This window comes from Dactylosporangium sp. CA-092794 (assembly GCF_050948465.1).
In the GTDB taxonomy this organism is placed as follows: domain Bacteria; phylum Actinomycetota; class Actinomycetes; order Mycobacteriales; family Micromonosporaceae; genus Dactylosporangium.
Genome location: NZ_CP192044.1, coordinates 6,370,048 through 6,391,608 on the forward strand (window position 1 = coordinate 6,370,048; position 21,561 = coordinate 6,391,608).

At 73.6% G+C, this 21,561-nt stretch carries 20 protein-coding genes; 7 read left to right on the forward strand and 13 right to left on the reverse strand.

Annotated elements, in window-relative coordinates; genetic code table 11:
* Window positions 1-2: 2 nt before the first annotated feature.
* Complete coding sequence (locus tag ACQPXD_RS26915; RefSeq protein WP_432843291.1) at window positions 3-758, reverse strand: SDR family NAD(P)-dependent oxidoreductase; 756 nt, start codon at window positions 756-758, stop codon at window positions 3-5.
* On the opposite strand from ACQPXD_RS26915, the gene ACQPXD_RS26920 reads away from it, so the two are divergent.
* The 3 genes from ACQPXD_RS26920 to ACQPXD_RS26930 all read left to right on the forward strand — a co-directional run bounded on the left by ACQPXD_RS26920 (window position 749) and on the right by ACQPXD_RS26930 (window position 3,645).
* On the forward strand, window positions 749-2,158 hold the full coding sequence (locus ACQPXD_RS26920) for a dihydroorotase (protein WP_432843293.1): 1,410 nt from the start codon (window positions 749-751) through the stop codon (window positions 2,156-2,158). The genes ACQPXD_RS26915 and ACQPXD_RS26920 overlap by 10 nt on opposite strands.
* Window positions 2,155-3,201, forward strand: a complete 1,047-nt coding sequence (locus ACQPXD_RS26925) for a LacI family DNA-binding transcriptional regulator (protein ID WP_432843295.1) — start codon at window positions 2,155-2,157, stop codon at window positions 3,199-3,201. The genes ACQPXD_RS26920 and ACQPXD_RS26925 overlap by 4 nt, the downstream gene beginning before the upstream one ends.
* A gap of 90 nt (window positions 3,202-3,291) precedes the next feature.
* A complete protein-coding gene (locus ACQPXD_RS26930) occupies window positions 3,292-3,645 on the forward strand; it encodes a VOC family protein (protein WP_432843297.1) in 354 nt (117 codons plus the stop codon).
* A 10-nt stretch (window positions 3,646-3,655) separates the two neighbouring features.
* Here ACQPXD_RS26930 and ACQPXD_RS26935 read toward each other — a convergent pair whose 3' ends face one another.
* From ACQPXD_RS26935 to ACQPXD_RS26955, 5 genes are all read right to left on the reverse strand, one after another.
* Entirely contained in the window at window positions 3,656-4,225 is a 570-nt protein-coding gene (locus tag ACQPXD_RS26935) for a QsdR family transcriptional regulator (RefSeq protein ID WP_432843299.1), read from the reverse strand.
* A gap of 14 nt (window positions 4,226-4,239) precedes the next feature.
* A complete protein-coding gene (locus ACQPXD_RS26940) occupies window positions 4,240-5,028 on the reverse strand; it encodes an alpha/beta fold hydrolase (protein WP_432843301.1) in 789 nt (262 codons plus the stop codon).
* A 260-nt stretch (window positions 5,029-5,288) separates the two neighbouring features.
* The gene (locus tag ACQPXD_RS26945; protein ID WP_432843303.1) at window positions 5,289-6,278 is read right to left on the reverse strand and encodes a hypothetical protein; all 990 of its coding nucleotides are present in this window, start codon (window positions 6,276-6,278) and stop codon (window positions 5,289-5,291) included.
* Window positions 6,279-6,379: 101 nt separating this feature from the next.
* The gene (locus ACQPXD_RS26950; protein ID WP_432843305.1) at window positions 6,380-6,829 is read right to left on the reverse strand and encodes a hypothetical protein; all 450 of its coding nucleotides are present in this window, start codon (window positions 6,827-6,829) and stop codon (window positions 6,380-6,382) included.
* Between the two features lie 377 nt (window positions 6,830-7,206).
* Window positions 7,207-8,532 carry an AfsR/SARP family transcriptional regulator gene (locus ACQPXD_RS26955; RefSeq protein WP_432843307.1) on the reverse strand — a complete coding sequence of 442 codons (1,326 nt, stop codon included), beginning with the start codon at window positions 8,530-8,532 and terminating at the stop codon, window positions 7,207-7,209.
* A gap of 123 nt (window positions 8,533-8,655) precedes the next feature.
* Between ACQPXD_RS26955 and ACQPXD_RS26960 the strand changes: the two genes are divergently transcribed.
* Window positions 8,656-9,564: an AfsR/SARP family transcriptional regulator gene (locus ACQPXD_RS26960; protein ID WP_432843309.1), complete on the forward strand. Its 909-nt coding sequence runs from the start codon at window positions 8,656-8,658 to the stop codon at window positions 9,562-9,564.
* 457 nt (window positions 9,565-10,021) lie between these two features.
* Here ACQPXD_RS26960 and ACQPXD_RS26965 read toward each other — a convergent pair whose 3' ends face one another.
* Together ACQPXD_RS26965 and ACQPXD_RS26970 are read right to left on the reverse strand one after the other, a co-directional pair.
* Complete coding sequence (locus ACQPXD_RS26965) at window positions 10,022-10,837, reverse strand: enoyl-CoA hydratase/isomerase family protein (RefSeq protein WP_432843311.1); 816 nt, start codon at window positions 10,835-10,837, stop codon at window positions 10,022-10,024.
* Window positions 10,838-10,859: 22 nt separating this feature from the next.
* Window positions 10,860-11,879 carry a zinc-binding dehydrogenase gene (locus ACQPXD_RS26970; RefSeq protein ID WP_432843313.1) on the reverse strand — a complete coding sequence of 340 codons (1,020 nt, stop codon included), beginning with the start codon at window positions 11,877-11,879 and terminating at the stop codon, window positions 10,860-10,862.
* Window positions 11,880-12,029: 150 nt separating this feature from the next.
* Between ACQPXD_RS26970 and ACQPXD_RS26975 the strand changes: the two genes are divergently transcribed.
* The 3 genes from ACQPXD_RS26975 (at window position 12,030) to ACQPXD_RS26985 (ending at window position 14,279) form a co-directional block, all read left to right on the forward strand.
* A complete protein-coding gene (locus ACQPXD_RS26975) occupies window positions 12,030-12,914 on the forward strand; it encodes a helix-turn-helix domain-containing protein (protein WP_432843315.1) in 885 nt (294 codons plus the stop codon).
* A 64-nt stretch (window positions 12,915-12,978) separates the two neighbouring features.
* Window positions 12,979-13,218 carry a TrfB-related DNA-binding protein gene (locus ACQPXD_RS26980; RefSeq protein WP_432843317.1) on the forward strand — a complete coding sequence of 80 codons (240 nt, stop codon included), beginning with the start codon at window positions 12,979-12,981 and terminating at the stop codon, window positions 13,216-13,218.
* Window positions 13,215-14,279 carry a hypothetical protein gene (locus tag ACQPXD_RS26985; protein WP_432843319.1) on the forward strand — a complete coding sequence of 355 codons (1,065 nt, stop codon included), beginning with the start codon at window positions 13,215-13,217 and terminating at the stop codon, window positions 14,277-14,279. The genes ACQPXD_RS26980 and ACQPXD_RS26985 overlap by 4 nt, the downstream gene beginning before the upstream one ends.
* Here the strand turns inward: ACQPXD_RS26985 and ACQPXD_RS26990 are convergent.
* The 5 genes from ACQPXD_RS26990 to ACQPXD_RS27010 are packed head-to-tail and all read right to left on the reverse strand — an operon-like array spanning window position 14,264 to window position 21,560.
* A complete protein-coding gene (locus ACQPXD_RS26990; RefSeq protein WP_432843321.1) occupies window positions 14,264-14,995 on the reverse strand; it encodes an SDR family NAD(P)-dependent oxidoreductase in 732 nt (243 codons plus the stop codon). The two genes, ACQPXD_RS26985 and ACQPXD_RS26990, sit on opposite strands and share 16 nt — an antisense overlap.
* On the reverse strand, window positions 14,992-15,939 hold the full coding sequence (locus ACQPXD_RS26995) for a sulfotransferase domain-containing protein (protein ID WP_432843323.1): 948 nt from the start codon (window positions 15,937-15,939) through the stop codon (window positions 14,992-14,994). The genes ACQPXD_RS26990 and ACQPXD_RS26995 overlap by 4 nt, the downstream gene beginning before the upstream one ends.
* Before the next feature lie 8 nt (window positions 15,940-15,947).
* Window positions 15,948-16,730 (reverse strand): alpha/beta fold hydrolase, encoded by a 783-nt coding sequence (locus tag ACQPXD_RS27000; protein WP_432843325.1) that lies wholly within the window; start codon window positions 16,728-16,730, stop codon window positions 15,948-15,950.
* Window positions 16,727-17,050 (reverse strand): hypothetical protein, encoded by a 324-nt coding sequence (locus ACQPXD_RS27005; protein ID WP_432843327.1) that lies wholly within the window; start codon window positions 17,048-17,050, stop codon window positions 16,727-16,729. The genes ACQPXD_RS27000 and ACQPXD_RS27005 overlap by 4 nt, the downstream gene beginning before the upstream one ends.
* Window positions 17,040-21,560, reverse strand: a complete 4,521-nt coding sequence (locus ACQPXD_RS27010; RefSeq protein WP_432843329.1) for a beta-ketoacyl synthase N-terminal-like domain-containing protein — start codon at window positions 21,558-21,560, stop codon at window positions 17,040-17,042. The genes ACQPXD_RS27005 and ACQPXD_RS27010 overlap by 11 nt, the downstream gene beginning before the upstream one ends.
* Window position 21,561 lies beyond the last annotated feature (1 nt).

Here is a 21,561-nt window from a genome sequence, read left to right on the forward strand (position 1 = left end):
GGCTACACCAGGCTCAGCCCGCCGTCGACGCTCAGCGTCTGCCCGGTCAGGTAGCCGCACGCGCCGCTCACGAGCAGGTGCACCAGCGCCGCCAGCTCGTCCGGCTCGCCCATGCGCCGCAGCGGGATCCGCTCGGTCAGCTCGCGCTCGGCGTCCGGCTCGACGGCGAAGCGGGCCGCGAGCAGCGGCGTGCGGATCGCGCCCGGGCACACCGTGTTGGCGGTGACGCCGTGCGGGCCGTACTCCAGCGCCAGCTGCCGGGTGAACGCGATGACCGCGCCCTTGGCGGCGGCGTAGCCGGCCCGCGACGGGATGGGCCGCAGCGCGGTCAGCGACGCGACGTTGACGACCGCCCCGCCGCCGCGGCGCACCAGGTGCGCGACCGCCGGCCGGCACACGTAGAACGCGCTGGAGACGTTGGTGTCGAGGTTCCAGCGCCAATCCTCGTCGGTGGTGTCCACGACCGTCCCGCCGCGCACCGCGCCGGCGGCGTTGACGACCGCGCCGAGGTCGCCGTGGCGGTCCAGGGCGGCGGCCACGGCCGCGTCCGCCGCCGCCGGGTCGGTCAGGTCCGCCGCGTGGACGCTGACGGCCGCCGCGTCGAACGACCCGGCCGCCTCGGCCAGCCGGCCGGCGTCCCGGTCGACGAGCGCCACCGGATGCCCGGCGGCGGCGAGCCGGTGCGCGCAGGCCAGCCCGATGCCCGACGCGGCGCCGGTCACCAGCACAGGAGCGGAAGGAGTCGCCGATGAGATCACGACCCGAGGCTAACAGCGCGACCGGGGACGCGCCGTGGGTCCTGCGCGGCGGGCGGCTGTTCACCCCCGGCCGCGACCCGGCCGTCGCCGACCTCGTCGTGGCCGGCGGCACGATCGCGGCGCTCGCCCCGCCGGGCACCGTCGACCTGCCCGACGTCGTCGACGCCGACGGCCTCGACGTGCTGCCGGGCGCGATCGACCTGCACGTGCACTTCCGGGATCCCGGGCAGACCCACAAGGAGACGGTGGAGACCGGCACGGCCGCCGCCGCGTGCGGCGGCACGACCCTCGTCTGCGACATGCCGAGCACCCAGCCGCAGGTCGTGACCGCCGAGCGGTACCGCGACAAGCGGCGGTCCTGGACCGGCCGGGCGGCGGTCGACTTCGCGCTCTGGGCCGGCGGCACCGACCCGGCCGAGCTGGCCGCGATGGCCGCCGAGGGCGCGATCGGGGTGAAGGTCTACATGGCCACGTCTCCCGGCTTCGAGCAGCTTTACTCGCCGGACCGGGAGACGGTCCGGCGGGTCCTGGCGGTGTCCGGGCGGCTCGGCTGGGCGGTCTCGGTCCACGCCGGCGACCAGGCGGCCAGCGACGCCCACCGCGACCGGCTGATCCGGGCCGGGCGGCGCGACCCGGCCGCCGTGCTGGAGGTCAACCGCGGCCCCGGCAACCTGTCCGGGCTGCGCATCGTCCTCGACCTGGCCGCCGAGCTGGGCGGGCGGGTCCACCTGGCCCACCTCAGCGCCTACGGCGAGGCGGCGCTCGAGCTGTTCCTGCGGGCCCGCGCCGCGCACCCGGGGCTGACCGCGGAGAGTTGCTTCCCGGCGCTCAGCGAAGAGGAGGACCTGCCCCGGCAGGGCGTGGACGTGCTGCCGACGGTCTTCGCCGCGCCGGTGCGGCAGCGGCTGTTGCGGGCCCTCGCCGACGGCGGGATCGACGCGGTCGCCACCGACCACGCCCCGCACACCCGCCGGGAGAAGGACCCCGGCCGCACCGACGCGTGGGCGGCGCCGGCCGGCTACCCGGCGGTGGAGACCTCGCTGCCGTTGGCCTATGACGCGGTACTGCGCGGGCTGTGGCCGCCGCGCCGGTTTGCCGACGCCGTCGCCGCCGCGCCGGCCCGGATCCTCGGCCTGCCCGGCAAGGGCGGGCTGCGGGTGGGCGCCGACGCCGACCTCGTGCTGGCCGACCCCGCCTCGACCTGGCTGGTCGATCAGGCGCGGCTACACTCCAAGGTCGGCTGGAGCCCGTTCCATGGCCGGCGGCTGCACGGCCGGCTGCGCACGACCTACGTGCGGGGGCGGCCGGTCGCGCACGACGGTGAGATCCTGGACCCGGGCACCGGCCGATTCGTCGGGCGCCCGGGCCCACACGACAGGGACGACGAGGCGGGCGGATGAGCACCGGAATGGCCGACCCGGCGGGCGCGAAGCCGACGCTGCGGGACGTCGCGCGGGCCGCCGGGGTGCACCTGGCCACGGCGTCGCGGGCGCTGAGCGGCTCGAAGACCCGGCCCGTCAACCCGCAGACCGCGGCGCTGGTCCGCCGGGCCGCGGCCGACCTGGGATACGTGCCCGACCAGGTCGCCCGGAGCCTGCGCACCCACCGCACCCCGGCGATCGGCGTGCTCATCCCCGACATGTCCAACCCGGTGATGCCGCCGCTGGTCCGCGGCGCCGAGCAGGTCCTCGCCCAGCACGGCTTCACCACGCTGTTCGCCGACACCGACAACGACCCGGCCGCGGAGACCCAGCGGCTGCGGATGCTGCTGTCCTGGCGGGTCGCCGGCCTGATCCTGGCCACGGCCCGGCGCGACCAGCCGCTCGCCGCGGAGCTCACCCAGTCCGGCGTGCCGGTGGTCATGATGTCCCGCAAGCTCGACGCGACCCCCGTGCCGTCGGCGACGGTGGACGAGTCAGTCGGCATCGCCGAGGCCATCGACCACCTGACCGGCCTCGGCCACCGCCGCATCGCCTACCTCGGCGTTCCACTGTGGACCAGCGCCGGCCACGAGCGGCACGTCGCCTTCACCGACCTCATGCGCGGCCGCGGCTTGCCGCCCCCGCCGCACCACGTCGTGGTCTGCGACGGCTACTCCGAACGCGACGCCGAGGTGGCGCTGCGCGCCCTGCTCGCCGCGCCCGACCGCCCCACGGCCGTGCTCACCGGCAACGACATGATGGCCCTGGGCTGCTACGCCGCGATCCGCGCGGCCGGCCTGCGCTGCCCCGAGGACATCAGCGTGGTCGGCTACAACGACATGCCGCTCACCGACCGGGTCGAGCCGCCGCTGACCACGGTCCGGGTGCCCTACTACGACGTCGGCCGCCAGGCCGCCGGGCTGCTCGTCGACGCCATCCTCGACGGCGGCTCGGCCAACCGCTCGATCCGGCTCACGCCCAGCCTGGTCGTGCGCAACTCCACCGCCCCCGCCCGCCCGTGAGATCCGGTCGCGGCCCCGCCGCTCGTGCGGTTCGCCGCAGCCGTCAGGGCAGGTGAGGGTGTGTAAGATCGATCCGACGAAGGAGTTCGGGTGAGCGAATTCGATGTGCGGATGATCGTCCTGTCGACCGACGACCTGGACGAGTCGATCCAGTTCTACGGCGACACGCTGGGGATGCCGCTGAAGTTCCGCGACGGCGCCCACTTCGCCGCCCTTGACGGCGGCTCGGTCACCCTCGCGCTGGCGACCGCGGTGGATCACCCGCTGCCCGGCAAGGTCGTGGTCGGCATCAAGACCGCCGACGTCGACGCGGCCGCGAAAGCGATCGAGGACAGCGGCGGCGCGATCGTCAAGGGGCCGTACAACGACGCGCACGAACGCCGCGCCGTGGTCTACGACAACAAGGGCAACGGGCTGGTCTTCTACAGCCCGCTGCCCCGGTGAGGGCGCTGACTCAGCTCAGCAGGATCAGCAGGGCGGCGCGCGCGTTCGCGGCGTTCGGCTCCTCGCCGGTGATCAGGTCGGTGTAGACGAACGACTCCACGATGCGAACCATCAGGAATGCGAGATCGTGCACCGCGATGGGCTCCGCGAGCAGCGACCTGTCGTAGTCGGCCTCCAGCAGTTCCTCCACGGCGTGCGTCAGGTTCATCTGGAAGCCGCCCGCGTTGGTCGTCAGCAGCCGGAGCGCGCGCGGGCCCTCCCGCTCGAGGTACGCCCGGAAGAACGGCGCCTCGATGACACTCCTGGCGAACGCGCCCATGATCTCGGCGACCCGCCGGGGGCCGGTCACGGTGCACTGCGCGCGCGCCCGGTCGAGTGTCCGGATGCCCAGCCGGGTGATGACCGCCGTCAGCAGCGCGTCACGCGAGCCGACCCAGCGGAACAACGTCGTGCGGTCGACGCCGAGGGCGGCGGCGACGCCCTGCATGTCGACACGCTCGCCGCGCAGGAACATCCGGTACGCGGCCTCGATCGCCTTGTTCTGGTTGGCGTTGGGGCGGGCGTGCAACGCCGAAGTCACGGGTTGCGGCAACGCTAGACGCCGACCGACGTGAGGAAGGCGCCGATGTAGGCGGCAGTGGCGTCTGGACGCTCCTGGGGATAGATGTGTCCCTCTCCCCGCAGGATCAGGATCCGCGCGCCGGGGATCTGGCGCGCGGTCGCCTCCTGGGACTCCGCGGCGATGGCGAGGTCGTTCTCGGGAACGATGAACAGCCACGGCTGGGTCAGGCCCGGCAGGATCTCGTCACGGTCGTTGCGGTACAACTCGGTCAGGCTGATCGAGGTCAGCACCTCGGAGCTGACCAGGCTGGCCGCGGCGGCGCCCTTCTTCACGATCGCCTCGACGCTCTCGTGCACGAAGAGCGCGGCGAGCATGGCGGCCATGGCCTCCTCGTCTCCCTGCAGCGCCGGGAGTGCCAGGTTGCCCTCGCGCGTGTTCTCGAGCAGGCCGGCGATCGGCACGCCGGCAAGGCTCACGGCGGCGACGACCGAATCCGGGTGCCGGGAGACCAGCCGCATCCCGACGGCGTTGCCGAGGGAGTGGCCGACCACGACGAACCGGTCGACGCCGAGGTGCTGCAGGATCGCCCAGGCGTCGTCGGCCATCTGCGAGACGGTCGGGTCGGTGGTGACGCCGGCCGACCGCCCGTGGCCGCGCGAGTCGATCGCGATGTGGCGGTACGCGGGGAGACCGTCGATGACCGTGCGGAACAGTTCGGCGGTGAACAGGAAGCCGTGCAGCCACACGATCGTCGTCGGGCTGCCGCCGGCCTGGCGGGCCGGGATGTCGTCGTAGTGGAGCTCGGATCCATTGACAATCACGGATGACATGGTTCGCCCTTCGGCCCTGCGCCGCCCACCCCGTCGCTGCGACGTTTTCTAATAATGTTGCAAACGACTGTGCCCCCCGTCACACGAGCTGTCAACAACAGATTTCAAAAACGTTGCAGCGCGATGGCCATGAACTCGGCCGCGACCGGTCCGCCCGCCCACCGTCGCTACCCGCCGAGGGGCGCGTTCGACCCGCGCGGGGGTCGCCGGGCCGATGAAGCCCGCGACGCGCACCAGCCGAGGTACCCGCTTCACGGAGCCGCCTGACCATGGTCGGGATCGACCACCCGCGCGGCCCGGGCCGCGGCCTCCTGCCACTGCCGGCGGATCGCGTCAAGCTGCTCCTGGTGGAGCCGGATCGCCTCAAGCTCGTAGCCGGACTCGACGGCGAACCAGGTGCCGACCAGATTGGTCCGCTGCTTGCAGGCCACGTCGGCGACGGCCGTGCGGATCTCCTCGGGTCCCGGGGCCGCCGACCGCAGCCACGCGGGGTGGTCGTTGCCGGCGTCGAGCGGCGAGGGGTACCGGTAGCCCTCCTGCCGCATGCACTGCGCCCATGCCTCGATCACCGCCGCCACGCGCGGGTCGGTCCGCGACTTCTCCCACATGCCGACCGTGATGGCGTCGGCCACGTGCGTAGGGTCGATGTCGTCCGCGCCGATCGTCTCGCGGCGGGCCTGCGCGGTGCACCCGCCGTCCGGGATCGGCCGTCCCCGGTACCGGCCCGGGAGGCCGTCGGTCGACTCCCCGGTGGCGCTGCCGCTGAGTACCAGCCGCTCGGACGGCGACAGGGAGGCGCCGGGCAGCGGCTCGCCCGCCGTGCGGGCGTCGGCCGGCGGCAGGTGGTAGCCGTACCGCTGCGCGGTGGCCGGGTCGGACACACCGTAGAGCCGGTCGACCCGGTTCGAGTCCGGCACGTGGACGGCCCGGACGGTCCAGGTGAGGCCGAACCCGTGCATGCACTCCGCGATCCGTAGCTGGACCGCGTCCGCGATGAGGTTGCGCTGGGCCGCGGTCGGGCGGTACGTCTCGGTCGGCAGCACGAGGTCCGGCCCGGTGCCGGGCGTGGGCGGTGCGGGCGGCACGGAGACGGACGGGGCGCTCACCGGGATGAGCCGGTCCACGGCCGGCGGCCCATCCCCGCGACCGGCGGCGGACGAGCATCCGGCCACCGCCGCGACGATCAGGACGGCCGGCACGACGGCCCCGCGGACGGGCCGGCGGCGGGCAACAGCAGGCATCGCGACTCCCTCGGATGAACGTTCACCGGATGCGGTCCCGTGCACGGGCGCGCCGACGGCCGGCGCCGGCCACGGCGGCGCGCCCGGTGTCGCGGGCGGGCTCAGTCGGCGTAGCAGATCTCGGTGTCCGAGGATCTGATGTTGTTCAGCAGGGTGCCGAGCTGTGAACCGGCCAGCTGCCAGCCCGGCTCGCCGTACTGGGCCAGTACCAGGTTGGGGCCGGAGTAGTTGGGGTTGTACCAGATCCGGATCCGGCAGAAGACCTCGTAGTTGCGGTGCGAGCCGTTGTTGTTGCCGATGCGCTCACCCTGGCCGGTGCCGGAGCTCTTGTACGTGAGGCTCGTGCTGCCGCTGACGGGATAGTCCGGCACGTCGCCACTGATGTTCGCGAATGATCCGCTGTAGGACTGCCCCCAGTAGATGCAATGGCCGTTCTGGAAGCCACAATTCGCATCGACGGTGGCCGAGTGCGCGGTGCCGGCCGGGAGCAACGCGACGGCGGTGGTTGCCGCGGCCGCTGTGATGAACGCGAAGACGCCTCGACGTCTCATGGAAGCCCTGCTTTCTGCTCGCTGCGATGTCTGACGATGAGGTCGCGGAGTGATCCGCTCGGGCGCCGGCCGATCCATGTTCGGGCGGGCCGCCATCGGCGCTGCATCCATCGGGCATCGTGCGGCCATCGAAGGTGCCGCCCGGCTGGCGCAGCGCACAAAACCCGCGTCGTCACCACCGCCGGCGTCCACGTCGTGGGCGCTGTCGCGGTCGACCGGGTACCACTGGCACCCCGCGGCGACGCTCTCCGAACCCGGCTTCGATACCGACCAGCGGACCGGGCGGTCGTGTGCGACCGGCTCGGGCGGCGGCGCCGTGGTCGTCTACGCGCCGCGCCGGTTCACCAGCCGCGAATGTCCGGTCCTTGGTGCACAGATCACCACGCGTGGCAGGCTTGCGGATAGCGTTGGATCCAGTCGCCCTGGTTGATCCAACCGTCGATCGTCTCCATCCGACGTTCACGGGCCCGCGGCGGGTCGGGTGCCCAGAAGACCTGGCCCGGCGCATAGGTGCCTTTACGAATCCCGTCCCCGCCGGGCTTGTCAAAGATGATCACTGGCGTGGGAATGCCGTCGGTGACGATGTACTGCCACGGGCAGATGGTTGCCCTGGAACCGGGCGACAGCCGAGTCAGCACCAATGCGGCCGAGCTCGCCACCAGCACAACGGCAATGACGCCGACGAGCATGCGACGGTGGCCAAGGTTCCGGCCACGCGCTCGGGCAGCCGGCGACTTCTCCACCGGCCCTTTGACCTCCAACGTCACCACGGCGCTCGGGGTCTGACCGCGGCCGGATTCGTCGTCGGAGCCGCGCCGACCGGCGTCGCTCACCTGGTAGGCGAGTTGTTCGCCATCGCTGGTGAACCCGCGCACATCCAGCGGTGGCTGTGCCGCGCCAGGGTGTGTCGGCAGCGCTGGGGCGAGCGGCGGTTGACCGCGCAGAATCCTGAGGTGAACCTCCTGCAGGCGCGGGGAGGGTTGCGTCCCGAGACTGTCGGACAGTGCCCGGCGGAGTGCGGCGTAGACGTCCAGGGCCTGAGCCGCGTACCCGACGCCGCTCAGGGCGGTCATGAGTGGGGCGGCCAGTTCCTCGGAGGTCGGGTGCTGGACAAACAACGGCCGAAGTTCCTGGACAACTTGCTCGGCGTGGTTCAGTCGCAGCCTCGCCTCGGCCCAGCTGGTGACGACCGTCAACCGTTCCTGTCGGAGGCTGTCGCGGATGCGCCCGACCCAATCGCCCGAAATGCCGGCCAACGCGACCGGTTCCCAGTTGGCCAAGGCGCGGTCGAGCAGGTCGGCCGTTTGTCGCGGGTCGGCGGAGACCTTCGACTCGATGACCAACTTACGCGCGTGATGCAGGTCGACCAGCAGCGGATCACAGTCGGCGAGGTACCCGCCCGAAGCGTGCCGGAACTCCAGCATTGTCGGTGGGCAACCGGCTCCGCGCAGGAGCTGACGTAACCGGGTGACGTGCGTGGCCAGCACGTTGCCAACCTTCTGGGGCGGTCGGTCGCCCCAGACGCGCTCGATCAATGTGTCGACGGGGACCGAACGGCGCGGGGTCAGCAGTAGACAGGCCAGCAAGCAGGCCTGTTTGCCCGATCCGAGATCGACCGGACGCGCGGAAAGATCCAGCCGGAGTGGGCCGAGCAGCCGTAACACCGGCTGATCAGCTGCGGCTCCTTCGATCACACCCGTCATTTTGACCAGCGTCCATGCGCTCCCGCAATCGGTATGCAAGGCAAATGACATCGGGTCCGCGAACAGTACGGCAAGCCATCTATGGCGAGTTGGCGGCGCGATCGCACTTCACGGGGAGGCCTGATGCGACTGCGTATCCTCGGGTCATTGTCGATCGATGATGAGACCCCTTTCGGTTTGTCCGCCACGCGCCGGGAGGGCCGGATTCTCTGTGCCCTGCTCCTCAGTGCGAACCGGCCCGTCCCAACCGGCAAGCTGATCGAGATGCTGTGGAATGAGCGGCCGCCGGCCACCGCGCGACAACAGCTCCAAAACTGTGCTGCCGCGTTGAATCGGAGCCTGCGCCACCGACTGGACTCCACCGGCGTGGACCGGACACAGGCGGGCTATGTGATTCGGGTGCCGTGCGAAGACCTCGACGCCTCGCTCTTCGACCACACCGTGAGGACCGCACGCCGGCTCGTCGCCGAACGGCGGGTGGAGGAGGCCGTGGACGCGTTCCGGCTCGGTCTGCGCCTCTGGCGGGGCGACGTTCTCGAGGGCGTGGACCTCGGTCCGTTCCATCCGCTGGCGGTTCGGCTCTCGGAGCTGCGCCTCGCGGTGATCGAGGAGTGCGCCGCCATCGAGCTCCGGCTCGGCCGGCACCGAGCCGTCATCGCGGAGCTCACCTCGGCCGTGCAGGCAAACCCGTATCGAGAGGAACTGGTCGGGCTGCTGATGGAGGCTCTGGCGGCGTGCGGACAGGTGACCGCGGCACTGGACCTGTTCCGGTTCACCCGCGAACGCCTGGTCGCCGACTATGGGCTGGAGCCAGGTCCGCTGCTGCAAACGCGGCACTCCAGGATCCTGCGTGGCGACCGCGAGACCGTCCACCGGCCCGAGGCGGGACTTGCCGACCGGACGGAGCTGCTGACCGCCGCCCTCGCCCAGCTGGATCACGTCCGAGCCCAGCTCTTCATCGCCCTCCACGGCATCCCGCGCTCCCCGAGCGGTCAGCGATCAACCACGGAGCCCGGCCGAACGGTGGCCTAGCGCCCCGCGCCCGTGTGCTCGGCGGCCCTTCCGCGAGGGAGGGCCGCCGAGCGTCAGCCGGGCGGGGTCGTCGGACTCGGTGTCGGGGGTTGACGGTCACGTGCGCGGAGGCGACCGCCGGGAAAGGGGCAGGGACCGGAAGTCTCCGTGATCATGCGTGACCCGGCGTCGGCACCAACGGTTTTTCATGATCGTGGAGCGCTGATGTACCCCTGTGTACCGAAAGGTTCCGGGATCATGGCAAACCCGTGGTGCGGCCACCGCGGGCATCATGATCACGGAGACATACGTCCGGCCCGGCTCGCGCCGATCGGCGGCTGCGCCCGAGGAGCGTCCGCCCCGGTCCGCCGCGCCGCCCCCGGGTCGGCGTCGATGATCGCTTGTGCCGCGCCGGTGGCCGCCGACGCCCAGCCTGCGGCGGCCGCCGGCGGCCGTCTGACATCAACCAGCGGAGACGTCAGGTCGCGGCGCCGAGGTAGTGGCCCAGGTTCCGCTCGACCTCCTCGACGCCGACCTCGGCGAAGAGCTTGGCGAACTGCGGCCCGCGGGCCTGGAAGCCGGGCCAGGTGACCGAGGTGGTGAACGCGGCCCACGAGGCCCGCAGGTGCGCCTCCGGCGGCAGGGTCGCCCGGTTGATCAGCGCTTTGGCGCCCAGGACGGCGGCCTTGTCGAACGCGGCAATGCGCGCGGCCGTGTCGTCGACGAACTCGTCGAGGTCGGCGTCGGGGATGGCCCGGGTCACCCAGCCGTAGCGCTCGGCGCGGTCGGCGTCGAAGTCGTGGCTGGTGAGGATCGCCTCCAGCGCGCGGTCGCGGCCGAGCAGCAGGGACAGCCGATCGGCGCCGCCTCCGCCGGGGAGGACGCCGGTGGCGACCTCGGGCTGGCAGAAGATCGCGTGCTCGCGGCTGGCGTAGCGCAGGTCGAAGGCGAGCGTGAGCTCGTCGCCGCCGCCCCTGGTGCGGCCGCGGATGGCGGCGATGGTGATGAACGGGGCGTGGGTCAGGCGCTGGGTCAGGTCGATGAACAGCGGGGTGGAGTCGGCGGCGGTCTGGGTGAGGAGTTCGGCGAACTGGTTGAGGTCGGCGTGGTTGAAGAAGTACCCCGGGGTGGCACTGTCGAAGATGACGACCTGAATCTGCTCGTCGCGGCCCAGCTCGTCGACGACCTCGGACAGCTCGGCGACGGTGTCGGCACCGACGACGTTCACGGGCGGGTTGGCGAAGGTGACCCTGCGGATCTTCGGTGTCACGGCCTGGATGTCGAACTGCGTCATGGTGTGGTCCTCGGTAGAAGTGTCAGTTGGCAACAAGGGTCTTCAGCGCCTTGCGGGCGCTCATGTCGCGATAGCCGTCGGCGATCCGCTCGAGGGTGACGGTCTGGTCGAATACGCGTCCGGGATGGACCGTGCCGTCGAGGATCGTGGGGAGCAGCTCGTCGATGTAGGCGCGGACCGGTGCGGGGCCGCCGGTGAGGGTGATGTGGCGGAGGAAGAGGCTGCCGAGGCCGATGGGGGCTTCCTCGTACTGCGGCACACCGACGCGGCTGATGACGCCGCCGGGCCGGACGATGCCGACGGCCTGGTCGTAGGCGGCGCGGTGCCCGACCGCCTCCAGCACCTTGCTGACGCCGCCGCCGGTGAGATCCATGACCGCGGCGATACCTTCCTCGCCGCGTTCGGCCACGATGTCGGTCGCGCCGAAATCGCGGCCGAGGTCGGTGCGGTCCGGATGGTGGCCCATGAGGATGATCCGCTCGGCACCGAGGCGCTTGGCGGAGAGCACCCCCAGGAGTCCTACCGCGCCGTCGCCGATGACGGCGACGACATCACCCCCGGTGACGTGGGCGCGGACGGCGGCGTGGTGGCCGGTGCCGTAGACGTCGGAGAGGGTCAGCAGCGAGGGCAGCAGGGCGGAGTCCTCTGCGACGGGCAGAACGACGAGGGTCCCGTCGGCCTGGGGTACCCGAAGCGCCTCGGCCTGGGAGGCGCTGAACAGCCCGCCGTGAGGGCAGGACGCGTGTACCCCGGCGCGGCAGAGCTCGCAGGTGTTGTCCTGCCAGGTGAAGGTGCCGACGACGAGGTCGCCGCGCTTGACCGTGGAGACGGCGGGGCCGGTGTCCTCGACGACGCCGACGAACTCATGGCCCACCTGTATGCCCCGTTCCAGCGCCGGCAGGCCGTGATACGGGTGCAGGTCGCTGCCGCACACGCACGAGCGGGTGACGCGGACGACGGCGTCGGTGGGCTCCTGGATGCCCGGGTCCGGGACCGTCTCGACCCGGACGTCGCCCGCGCCGTACATCAGTGCTGCCTTCATGCGGTCCTTGCTCCTTGACGGGTGCGTTCGCCGGCGGTGATCCGGCCGCGATCAAGGCGACCACCGTCCGGCCGGTTGCGGGAGTCCGCGCTGAGGGGGTCACCGGCAATGACTCCCATAACGATCACTGGTAGTCGTACGGTGGACGCCGTGGACAGCAGAGTGGAGATCCGCGAGTTCCTGACCTCCCGGCGGGCCCGGATCAGCCCGGCCGAGGCGGGCCTGCCCGCCGGTGGCAGTAGCCGCCGGGTGCCGGGGCTGCGCCGCGAGGAACTGGCGTCGCTGGCCGGGGTGAGCATCAGCTACTACATCCGGCTGGAGCGCGGCGACGCCACCGGCGTGTCCGACAGCGTGCTGGACGCGATCTCCCGCGCCCTCAAGCTCGACGACGCCGAACGCGCCCACCTGGCCGCCCTGGTCCGCGCCACCGGACGGCGGGCGCCGCGAGCCACGGCCACGACCCGGCTCCGGCCGGCGGTGCAGCACATGCTGGACTCGCTGACGGAGGCGCCGGCGATCGTGCACAGCCCGCGTCTTGACATCATCGGCGCCAACGACCTCGCCCGCGCCGCGTACTGGCCGATGTTCGAGATCGAAGCGGTACCGAATCTGGCCCGGTACGCGTTCCTGCACGCGACCGGCCCGACCGACACCACGGCGTGGCCCGACTGGGACGCCATCGCCGATCAGCTCGTGTCCATGCTGCGCGTCGCGGCCGGCCATGACCCGCACGACCGGGGCCTGACCGACCTGGTCGGCGAGCTGGCGACCCGCAGCGACGAGTTCCGGCGCCGCTGGGCCTCGCACAACGTGCACCGGCACACCAACGGCGTCATCCGCTACCTGCACCCGGAGGTCGGCGAGCTCACCCTTAGGTACGAATCCTTCGATGTCGCCGCCGAGCCGGGACTGGCGCTGAAAATCTACAACGCCGAGCCCGGTTCCCCCTCCGCGGAGGCGCTGCGCCTGCTCGCGACCTGGTACGCGAGCCGGAAGTCGCCCGCCGCCGAGGTCACGGCGCGCGACCCGGGGTGACGGCCGCAGGCCGCGCGACAACCAGGGGTTGACAACGACAACCAGAGGTTGTCATTGTGGCTGGGTGGGCGAACATGGTGCAGCTCAGGCGCGGGCGGACCTCATCGGCCGGCTGAAGGAGGTGCGGGCCGCGGCCATCGAGCACGCCCGCATCGCGCGGGAACTGGCCCGCGAGCGGCGGCGGCTGATCGAGGCCCTGCTGGCCGAGGGGCTCTCGCAGGCCGACATCGCGCGGGAGCTGGGCGTGACGCGTCAGGCGATCCAGAAGATGGTCGAGGCCGGCGCCGAGCGGCCGCGGCGGTGAGACGCAAGGGTGTGCTCTACGACGCGGGCCGGGTGCTCTGGGTCAACTGGCGTCCCGTTTTCGATCCCGCGGTGGTACGCCGCGAGCTGCGGATCATCCGGGACGACCTGCACTGCACCGCCGTCAAGATCTGCGGCCGCGACCTCGACCGGCTCACCTTCGCCGCCGAGGAGGCGCTGGCGCTGGGCCTGGAGGTCTGGTTCTCGCCCGAGCTGTGGGACCGCGGCCCCGCCGCCACCCTGTCGCACATCGCGGCGGCGGCCGAGGTGGCGGAGCGGTTGCGTCGCGGCCGGCCCGAACAGGTGGTGTTCAGCGTGGCCACGGAGGCGACGCTGTTCATGCGCGGCATCATCCCGGGCCGCACGTTCCAGCGGCGGTTGGCGAACCTGCGCCCCGAGCTCCGGGCGGGCCGCCACGTCGCGCCGCTGCGGGAGTTCCTGGCCCACGCCGCCCGCGACGCCCGGCGCGTGTTCGGCGGCCCGATCACCTACGCCGCGCTGCCCTTCGAGCCCGTGGACTGGGACCTGTTCGACATCGTGGGCGTCGACCACTACCGGGAGGCCCGTAACGAGGCCGGCTACGTGGACCGGCTCCGGCCCCTGCTGGCCCGCGGCAAGCCGGTCGTCGTCACCGAGTTCGGCATGCGCACCTACGAGGGCGCCGACCGCGACGGCAACCTGGGCACCGGCATCACCGACCCGGCGACGTCGCTGCTCCACCTCGTCCCGCTCGTGGGGCGGCTCGTCCGCCCGCGGATCAAGGGTCGCCACGTGCGGGACGAGGCGCTCCAGGCGCGGCGCATCGTCGAAGACCTGACGATCCTCGACGCCGCCGGCGTCGACGGCGCCTTCGTCTGCACCTTCGTCGAGCCGCTGTCCACCCACGATCCGGACCCCCGCTACGACCTGGACATGGGCGCGCTGAGCCTGGTCAAGACCTACGCCCGCGGCCACGGCACCACCTATCCGGATCTGCCCTGGGAGCCGAAGCAGGCCTTTCACGCCGTGGCCGGCTGCTACGGGCGGACACCACCGGGCCGGGAGGGTCACTGCGCGGTGTAGCCGCCGTCGGTGGCGAAGTACGACCCGGTCGTGTTGGAGGCGCGGTCCGAGGCGAGGAACGCGACCAGCTCCGCGACCTCCTCCGGGCGGCCCAGCCGGCACGTCGGGTGCAGGAAGGCCGCGCCGGCCGCGCCCGCCGGGGACAGCATCGGGCTCTGCACGAAGCCGGGGCCGACGCTGTTGATCCGGATGCCGTGCTTGGCGTACTCGAGGGCGGCGGTCTTGGTCATCCCGACGACGCCGTGCTTGGCCGACACGTAGGCCACCTGCCGCGGGAACCCGACCGAGCCCATGACCGACGCCATGTTGACGATCGACCCGCCACCGTTGGCCAGCATGGCCGGGATCTCCGCCCGCAGCGAGTAGAACACCCCGCTGAGGTTGACCGCGATCACGGCCGCCCAGCCGTCGAGGGGGTATTCGCCGGTGAGCGCCCGCGGCCCGCCGATGCCGGCGTTGTTCACCGCGACGTCGAGCCGGCCGAACGTCTCCACCGCCGTGGCGACCATCGCCTCGCACGCGTGCGGGTCGGTCACGTCGGCGTGGTGCGGCTGGGCCGGCTTGCCGATGGCCTCGGCGACCCGGGTCGCGGCGTGCAGGTCCACGTCGGCGACGAGCACCCGCGCCCCGCGGCCGGCCAGCAGCTCGGCGCAGGCCGCGCCGATCCCCGAGCCCGCGCCGGTGACCAGCGCGACCTTGTCCGCGAAGTCCGTCATGCCGGCGCCGCCGCCGTGTGCGCGGCCGGGCGGGCCACGACCGAGCCGGCCATCCGGTCCGCCCACTCCGGCCAGTCCTCGAGACCCAGGAACCGGCCCAGCCGGCCGAGCTGCCCGGGCGGGTCGTCGACGAGGTCCTCGTACGTCATCGTCAACAGCCGCTGCGGCCGCGCCTCGGCGATCGCCTGCTCGGCCTGGCCGGCGAGGAAGGCGCACAGTCCGCGGTACCGCCCGGCGTCCCGGCCCCGCTCGGCGAGCGTCTCGGCGGTCAGCCGGTGCGGCAGGTACGGTTCGACCTCGGCCGGTACCCGCTGCCCCGGTGCGACGTCGAACGGGTCGACGCCGTAGCGGCCCGCACACTCCACGCGCAGCTGCATGAGCTGGAAGCAGCTGTGCCGGCGCATCGACTCGGCGGTGTCCGCCCAGTTGCGGGTCAGGTAGACGATCCCCGCGCCGGGGAAGTGCCGCAGCAGGTGCGGGGCGATGTTGCTGGAGCCGCCGGACCGCTCGACCCACCGCCGCCGGCCGGTGAGCGAGGCCAGCCGGTCCAGGAACATCCGGTGGTGATCCACCAGCGGCTGCGCCGGGAACCGGGGCACCAGCCCGGCGAGCGTGTCGTAGAGGCCGTCGGGGTCGGCCGAGATCTTCGGCAGCGTGGTCGTGAGGATCAGCGGCAGCCCGGCGAGGTCGCCGGCCCAGCGCCCGCCGGCCGGGTAGCGCACCTCCGACGGCGCGAGCCCGAGCCGGAAGAGCGTGGCGAGCTGGACGTGGGGGCGGCTCAGCAGCGACCAGTAGTCCGGTCCGGTGAGCGCCTCGCCGCCGGCGGGCCAGGGCACCCACATGAAGAACTCCTGGGCCGACAGGGTGCCGGAGTGCTGGGCGAGCAGGTCCGACAGCAGCGTCGACCCGCACCGGCCGGGGCTGATGATGATGGCATGGTCCATCGCACGTCCTAGTGATCGATGAGGGCGCCCTGGCGCAGCCAGGGCATGACGATGTCGCGGACGGCGGCCGGCCGGTCGACGAGGAGCGTGTGTTTTCCGCCGGGTACCGTGACGATCCGGGCCTGCGGCAGCACCCGGCGCACGTCCGGGGCCAGCTCCACGGCGCCCGAGGCGTCGCCGAACACGCACAGGACCGGGCACCGGATCGCGGCGAGCCGCTCCTCCGGCGGGATCCGGCTGGCCGGCACGTCCCGGGTGAGGCTGGTGGCGCCGAGCACCTCCCGGATGCTGCGGGCCCGGGGGCCGTCGTCGCCCGGCAGGAAGGCGTCGGCCCGGCCCACCCACCGGGGCACCCGGGCGAGCCACGCCGCGGTGGGCGGCGTGGACTCCACGGCGGCGATGGCGGCGACCCGCTCGGGGTGGCGCGCCGCGTAGCCGAACGCGATCCCGCCGCCGAACGAGTTGCCGAGCAGGTGGACCGGGCCGGTGACGTCCAGCGCGTCCAGCAGCGCCGCGAGGTCGTCGACGAAGTCGTCCAGCGCGTAGCCCTCCGCCGGGCGCTGCGTGTGCCCGTGCCCGCGCAGGTCGTACATGATCACCTGGAAGCCGGCGGCGGCGATCGGGTGGGCCATGGTGAGGTACCAGCTGGCCAGGGTGTCCAGGGCCAGGCCGTGGATGAGCACGGCCGTCGGGGCGGTGCCGGGCCCGCCGGGCGCCGGTTCGCCGGGGACCGGGCGCGGATCGAGCCGCTCCACGTGGACGGACAGGCCGTTGGCCGCCACCGTGCTCATGCCGGGGTGCCCACCTTGCCGGCGCCGGCGCCCACGCCGGCCTCGTCCAGCGCGGCGGCGATGTGCTCGACCAGCCGGCCGACGCTGAGCTCGCGGACCGCCTCCAGGTCGAGGCCGGCGATGAACTGGGCGAAGTTGACCGCGTCGCCGTAGCGGACCTGCAGGCGCCCGGCGAGCGAGACCACGTCGATGCTCTCCAGCTCCAGGTCGTCGGCGAACGTGGTCGACATCGTGATCTCGCCGCCGACTCCGGAGTCGTCGCGGATGGCGTACAAGATCTGGGCGACCTCGGTGAGGATCGCGGCTTCGTCAGCTGGCATCGGATGTCCCTTCTCGTGGTTCGTGCTCCGGTCCCCAGGTCCAGCCCACGACGTAGCGCCGCGGCGGCAGGCCCTCGGGGTTGGCGATCTCTCGGTGGGCGACCAGGTAGGTCCGGCCGGCCACGGCCACCGTCAGCGTGTCCGCGCCGGCCGCCACCACCGCGAACCGCCGGGGGTGGCCGTCCAGGCCCGTGCCCTCCGCCTTGGCGGCGGCCTCCTTCGCGGCCCAGAAGCGGGCGAACCAGACGCGGCGGTCCGCGCCGGCCGCCGCCGCGTCGAGCAGCCGCCGTTCGGCGTCGCCCAGCGCGTACGCGATCGTGCTGTCCCGGTGGTCGGTGACCTCGGCGACGTCGATGCCGACGCCGGGGGCGTCCGGCGGTGTGCCGGGCGGGCGGGGCCTGGCGATCGCGACCGCGACCTCGGCGGTGTGGGCGAGCGACACGTCACAGTCCCGGTAGCCGCGGCCCCCGCGCGGGTACACCCGGGGCCGCCCGTTCGGGTCGTTGCCGACGGTCAGCTCGATCGGGTACACGTCGGTGTGGCCGTCGTCCCACAGCCGGAAGCGCACGGCGTCCTTGACCGCGATCCGGCCCAGCAGCCACTGCCTGCGCGCGGCGAGCGGCTGCCGCTCGTAGCCGGCCACGCCGCCGGCGCCGAGCACGCCGCGGGCGGCCAGGCCGCGGGTGACCGGGTCGGTCCAGCGGTCGTACGCCACGGTCCACCCCTCCGGCCGGCGCTGCGACATCGCGTGGCGGCCGGGGAAGCGCTCGGCCGGGCGGATCGCCGGGTGGCTGGCGAACTGCCGGTGGAGGCACCCCTCCAGCTGTGCCCAGACCCGGCCGTCGACGGCGAGCTGGGTGTCGAAGACGAGCCGCGCGGCGTCGACCGACCGGATCCGCACGACGCAGCCGACGCGCGTGCCCGGGGCGGGCGCGGGCCCGAAGAACCGGGCGTGCCCGATCCCCACCGGCAGCGCCCCGAACGGCTGCGTCGTGAAGAGCCAGTCGCCCATGAGCTGCGACCCGTTGTCCAGCAGCGCGCCGGGCGGGTCCCCGGCGGTCAGCACCCCGCGCACGTGCCGGTCGCCGATGGCGGTGACCTCGGTCAGGCCCTGGAACGCCGGGCCGTGGAACAGGAAGCGCTCGGCGTACATCCGCTCGGCGCTGATCTGCGGCGGCCGCTCCGTGGCCGGGTCGGGCCGCCAGACCTCGGGCGCCTCGGCCGGGTAGCCCGCCGCCACCTCGGCCGTGGCCCGGGCGAACTCGCCGAAGGTCACCGACAGCCGGCCCGGCCCGGCGGGCTCGACGGCGATCTCGACGTCCTGCGCCGGGGCGGCGACGCACCAGCGGTTGAAGCGGGCGTCGCGCACGGCGACCACCCGTGCGCCCGGCGCGGCCCGCTGGGCGGCGTCGATCATGTGCTGCAGGACGGTGGTGGCGGGCACCACGGGAAAGCGGTCCTCGACCTCGGGCCAGTCGTCGGGCTGGGCGAAGAAGCAGTGATCGCGCAGGTACGGCATCGCGTCGACGGAGACCCGCAGGACGCTGCGGTGCGCCGGCCCGTCCGCCGCGCCGTCCAGCAGCGAGGCGAGCTCGGCGGCGGCGCTGGACTCCCCGGCGAGCTTGCGCAGCGCGGCCAGGGCCGGCGATCTCGGCGCCGGCACGGCGGTGTGCGTCGCCACGGCGGCCGGCGGTGCCATGACGGCCGTCCCGCCGCCCCCGTCGCCGATCGGCGCGGGCGTCGGTGTGGGCGCGGGCGCGGTCCGGCCGAGCAGGTCGCCGGCGCCCGCACCGAGGCGGAGCAGCGGTGCGCCGAGGTCGAGCCGCACGATCGGCCCGCGGCGGGGCGGCCGGCCGGCGCCGCCGGCGTCGAGGGCGCTCAGGTCCGGCGCGGCGCCCTCGGCCCACAGGGCGGTGGCGACCCGGCGCAGCTGGTTCAGGCCGGTGCGGTGCGCGACGTTGACCGGTACGGCGAGGTGGGCCCGGCCGCGCAGGTTGTCGTCGATGACCGAGGCCAGCTGCCCGACGCCGAGCTGCAGGAACACCCGGAACCCGGCGTCGTACATGGCCTCGACGGTCTCGCGGAACCGGACCGGCTCGAGCATGTGCCGCATGGTGAGCTCCCGCACGAGGGCCGGGTCGGCCGGGAACGGCGCCTGCAGGGTGGCCGACCAGACGGGTACCCGGGGCGGCTGGACCTGCCAGCGACGCAGGGCGGCACCGATCGACTCGAGGCCCGCGGCGAACAGCGGGGTGTGGAAGGCGGACCGGAACGGCAGCCGCTGGCAGACCAGGCCCTCGCCGCGCAGCGCCTCGATGAGCCGGTCGATCTCGCCTTCCGGACCGTTGACGATGCACTGCGCGGGCGCGTTGTCGTGGGACAGCACGACGCCCGGGTACTCCGCGAGCCGCGGCTCGGCCTGACCCGCCGCGCAGCCGAGGACGGCGAACGCGCGGCCGGGGACCTCGAGCGCGGCCGGGTCGAGCGCGGCGACCACCTCGTCGATCGAGTCGATGCTGACCTGACCGCTCGTCACCCCGGCGGTCCACTCGCCGATGCTGTAGCCGGCGACCAGGTCCGGGGTGATCCCGATGCGGTGCAGGGCGTTGTCGAGCAGCCGGCCGAGCTCGACCAGGCCGGCGCTGTGCTGGCCCAGGTCGGCGGCGGACCACCGCCGGTCGGGCAGGCCGAGGCGGGCCGCGACGTCGGCGGTACGCGGGCCGAACTCCGCCTCCGGCCCGGGGAACACGAACGCGAGCCGCCCGGGCTCGTCGCCGGCGAGCAGCGGCTCGGGGCTGAACCAGATGTCGCGGGCGCCGCGCCAGGCCTGCCCCCGGGCCACGGCGAGCCGCGCGGTCGCGAGGCGCTTCGCGTCGGGGCCGACGATACCGAGCCGGCAGCGCTCGTCCCCGGCCGGTCCGGCCCGGCGGGCCCGGGCGGTGCCGAGGGCGCGCACGGCGCTGTCGTCGGTGTCGAGCAGGCGGGCCAGCGCGGCCGGGTCGGCCGCGGCGAGCCACAGCACCTCGTCCGGCTCGTCGACGCCGGCCGCGGCCGCGACCCCCTCGGCCACGGCCCGCACGGGCGCGGGCCCGGTCGTGCCGGCGCGGGCCGCGAACGCCTCCGGCGCCTCCTCGAGGACGACGTGGGCGTTGATGCCGCCGAACCCGAAGGCGCTGACGGCCGCCCGGCGCGGCCCGTCGCTCTGCCAGGGCCGGGCCGACCCGATCGGCGCGAACCGGGTGCGCGCCAGCTCCGGGTGCGGATCGTCGCAGTGCAGGGTGGGCAGCAGCACGCCGTTGAACACCGCCAGGGCGGCCTTGATCAGCCCGGCGATGCCGGCCGCGGGCATGGCGTGGCCGATCATCGACTTGACCGAGCCGAGCACCGGCCTCGGGCCGGCGCCGGGCGGGCCGAACACCTCGGCGATGGTGTCGAGCTCGGCGGCGTCGCCGGACGGCGTCGCGGTACCGTGCGCCTCGAGCAGACCCACCGCGTCCGGCGCGGCCGGGTCGAGGCCGGCGGCCGCCCAGGCCCGGCGGATGGCGAGCACCTGCCCGGCGGTGGCCGGGTTCATCATGCTGGTGGCGCGCCCGTCGCTGGACACCCCGCTGCCCCGGATCACCGCGTAGATCCGGTCCCCGTCGCGCACGGCGTCGGCGAGCCGTTTGAGCACGACGACGCCGGTGCCCTCGCCGATGAGCAGCCCGTCCGCCGCGCGGTCGAACGGCCGGATCTCGCCCCGCCGGGACAGCGCGCCGAGCTGGCTGAAGACCGACCACAGGCCGACGTCGTGCACGTGGTGGACGCCGCCGGCGAGCACCGTGTCGAGCCGGCCCCGGTGCAGCTCGGCGATCGCCTGGTCCACCGCGACGAGCGACGAGGCACAGGCGGCGTCCAGCGTGTAGGCGGGGCCGCGCAGGTTCAGCCGGTTGGCCACCCGGGAGGCGGCCAGGTTCGGCACCACGCCGATCACGCCCTCCGGCTGGTGCTTGCCGAGCCGCTCGTCGAAGCGCTGCCGTACCGCCTCGATCCGGCGTTCCGGCAGGTCCGGCATCAGCTCACGGAGCACCTGGACCACCTGGCTGGACAGCCGGACCCGCTCGTTGTAGCGGACCTGGCCGGGGGTGAGGAAGCCGCCCCGGCCGAGGATCACGCCGACCCGGTCGCCCGCGGGCAGCCGGTCCGGGCCACCCGCGTCGTCGATCGCGGCCGCCGCGACCTGCAGCGCGATGAGCTGGTCCGGCTCGATGTCGGCGATCGAGGCGGGCATGACGCCGAACCGCAGCGGGTCGAACGTGGCGAGCTCGTCCACGAACCCGCCGCGCCGGCAGTACAGCCGGTCCGGGCGGTGCGCCTGCGCCGGGTCGTAGAACTGCGGATCCAGCCGGTTCGGTGGTACCTCGCCGATCGCGTCGCTGCCCGCGACCAGGTTGCGCCAGTAGCCGTCGAGGTCGGCCGCGCCGGGCAGCAGCGCCGCCATGCCGACGATGGCCGTCCGGTCGTCCTGCACC

Excerpts from the sequence above, each read along its gene's own strand:
- ACQPXD_RS26920 (WP_432843293.1), top strand. The coding sequence starts at position 749 with ATGAGATCACGACCCGAGGCTAACAGCGCGACCGGGGACGCGCCGTGG.
- ACQPXD_RS26925 (WP_432843295.1), top strand. The coding sequence starts at position 2,155 with ATGAGCACCGGAATGGCCGACCCGGCGGGCGCGAAGCCGACGCTGCGG.
- ACQPXD_RS26945 (WP_432843303.1), bottom strand. The coding sequence starts at position 6,278 with ATGCCTGCTGTTGCCCGCCGCCGGCCCGTCCGCGGGGCCGTCGTGCCG.
- ACQPXD_RS26950 (WP_432843305.1), bottom strand. The coding sequence starts at position 6,829 with ATGAGACGTCGAGGCGTCTTCGCGTTCATCACAGCGGCCGCGGCAACC.
- ACQPXD_RS26955 (WP_432843307.1), bottom strand. The coding sequence starts at position 8,532 with ATGACGGGTGTGATCGAAGGAGCCGCAGCTGATCAGCCGGTGTTACGG.
- ACQPXD_RS26960 (WP_432843309.1), top strand. The coding sequence starts at position 8,656 with ATGCGACTGCGTATCCTCGGGTCATTGTCGATCGATGATGAGACCCCT.
- ACQPXD_RS26965 (WP_432843311.1), bottom strand. The coding sequence starts at position 10,837 with ATGACGCAGTTCGACATCCAGGCCGTGACACCGAAGATCCGCAGGGTC.
- ACQPXD_RS26970 (WP_432843313.1), bottom strand. The coding sequence starts at position 11,879 with ATGAAGGCAGCACTGATGTACGGCGCGGGCGACGTCCGGGTCGAGACG.
- ACQPXD_RS26990 (WP_432843321.1), bottom strand. The coding sequence starts at position 14,995 with ATGACGGACTTCGCGGACAAGGTCGCGCTGGTCACCGGCGCGGGCTCG.
- ACQPXD_RS26995 (WP_432843323.1), bottom strand. The coding sequence starts at position 15,939 with ATGGACCATGCCATCATCATCAGCCCCGGCCGGTGCGGGTCGACGCTG.
- ACQPXD_RS27000 (WP_432843325.1), bottom strand. The coding sequence starts at position 16,730 with ATGAGCACGGTGGCGGCCAACGGCCTGTCCGTCCACGTGGAGCGGCTC.
- ACQPXD_RS27005 (WP_432843327.1), bottom strand. The coding sequence starts at position 17,050 with ATGCCAGCTGACGAAGCCGCGATCCTCACCGAGGTCGCCCAGATCTTG.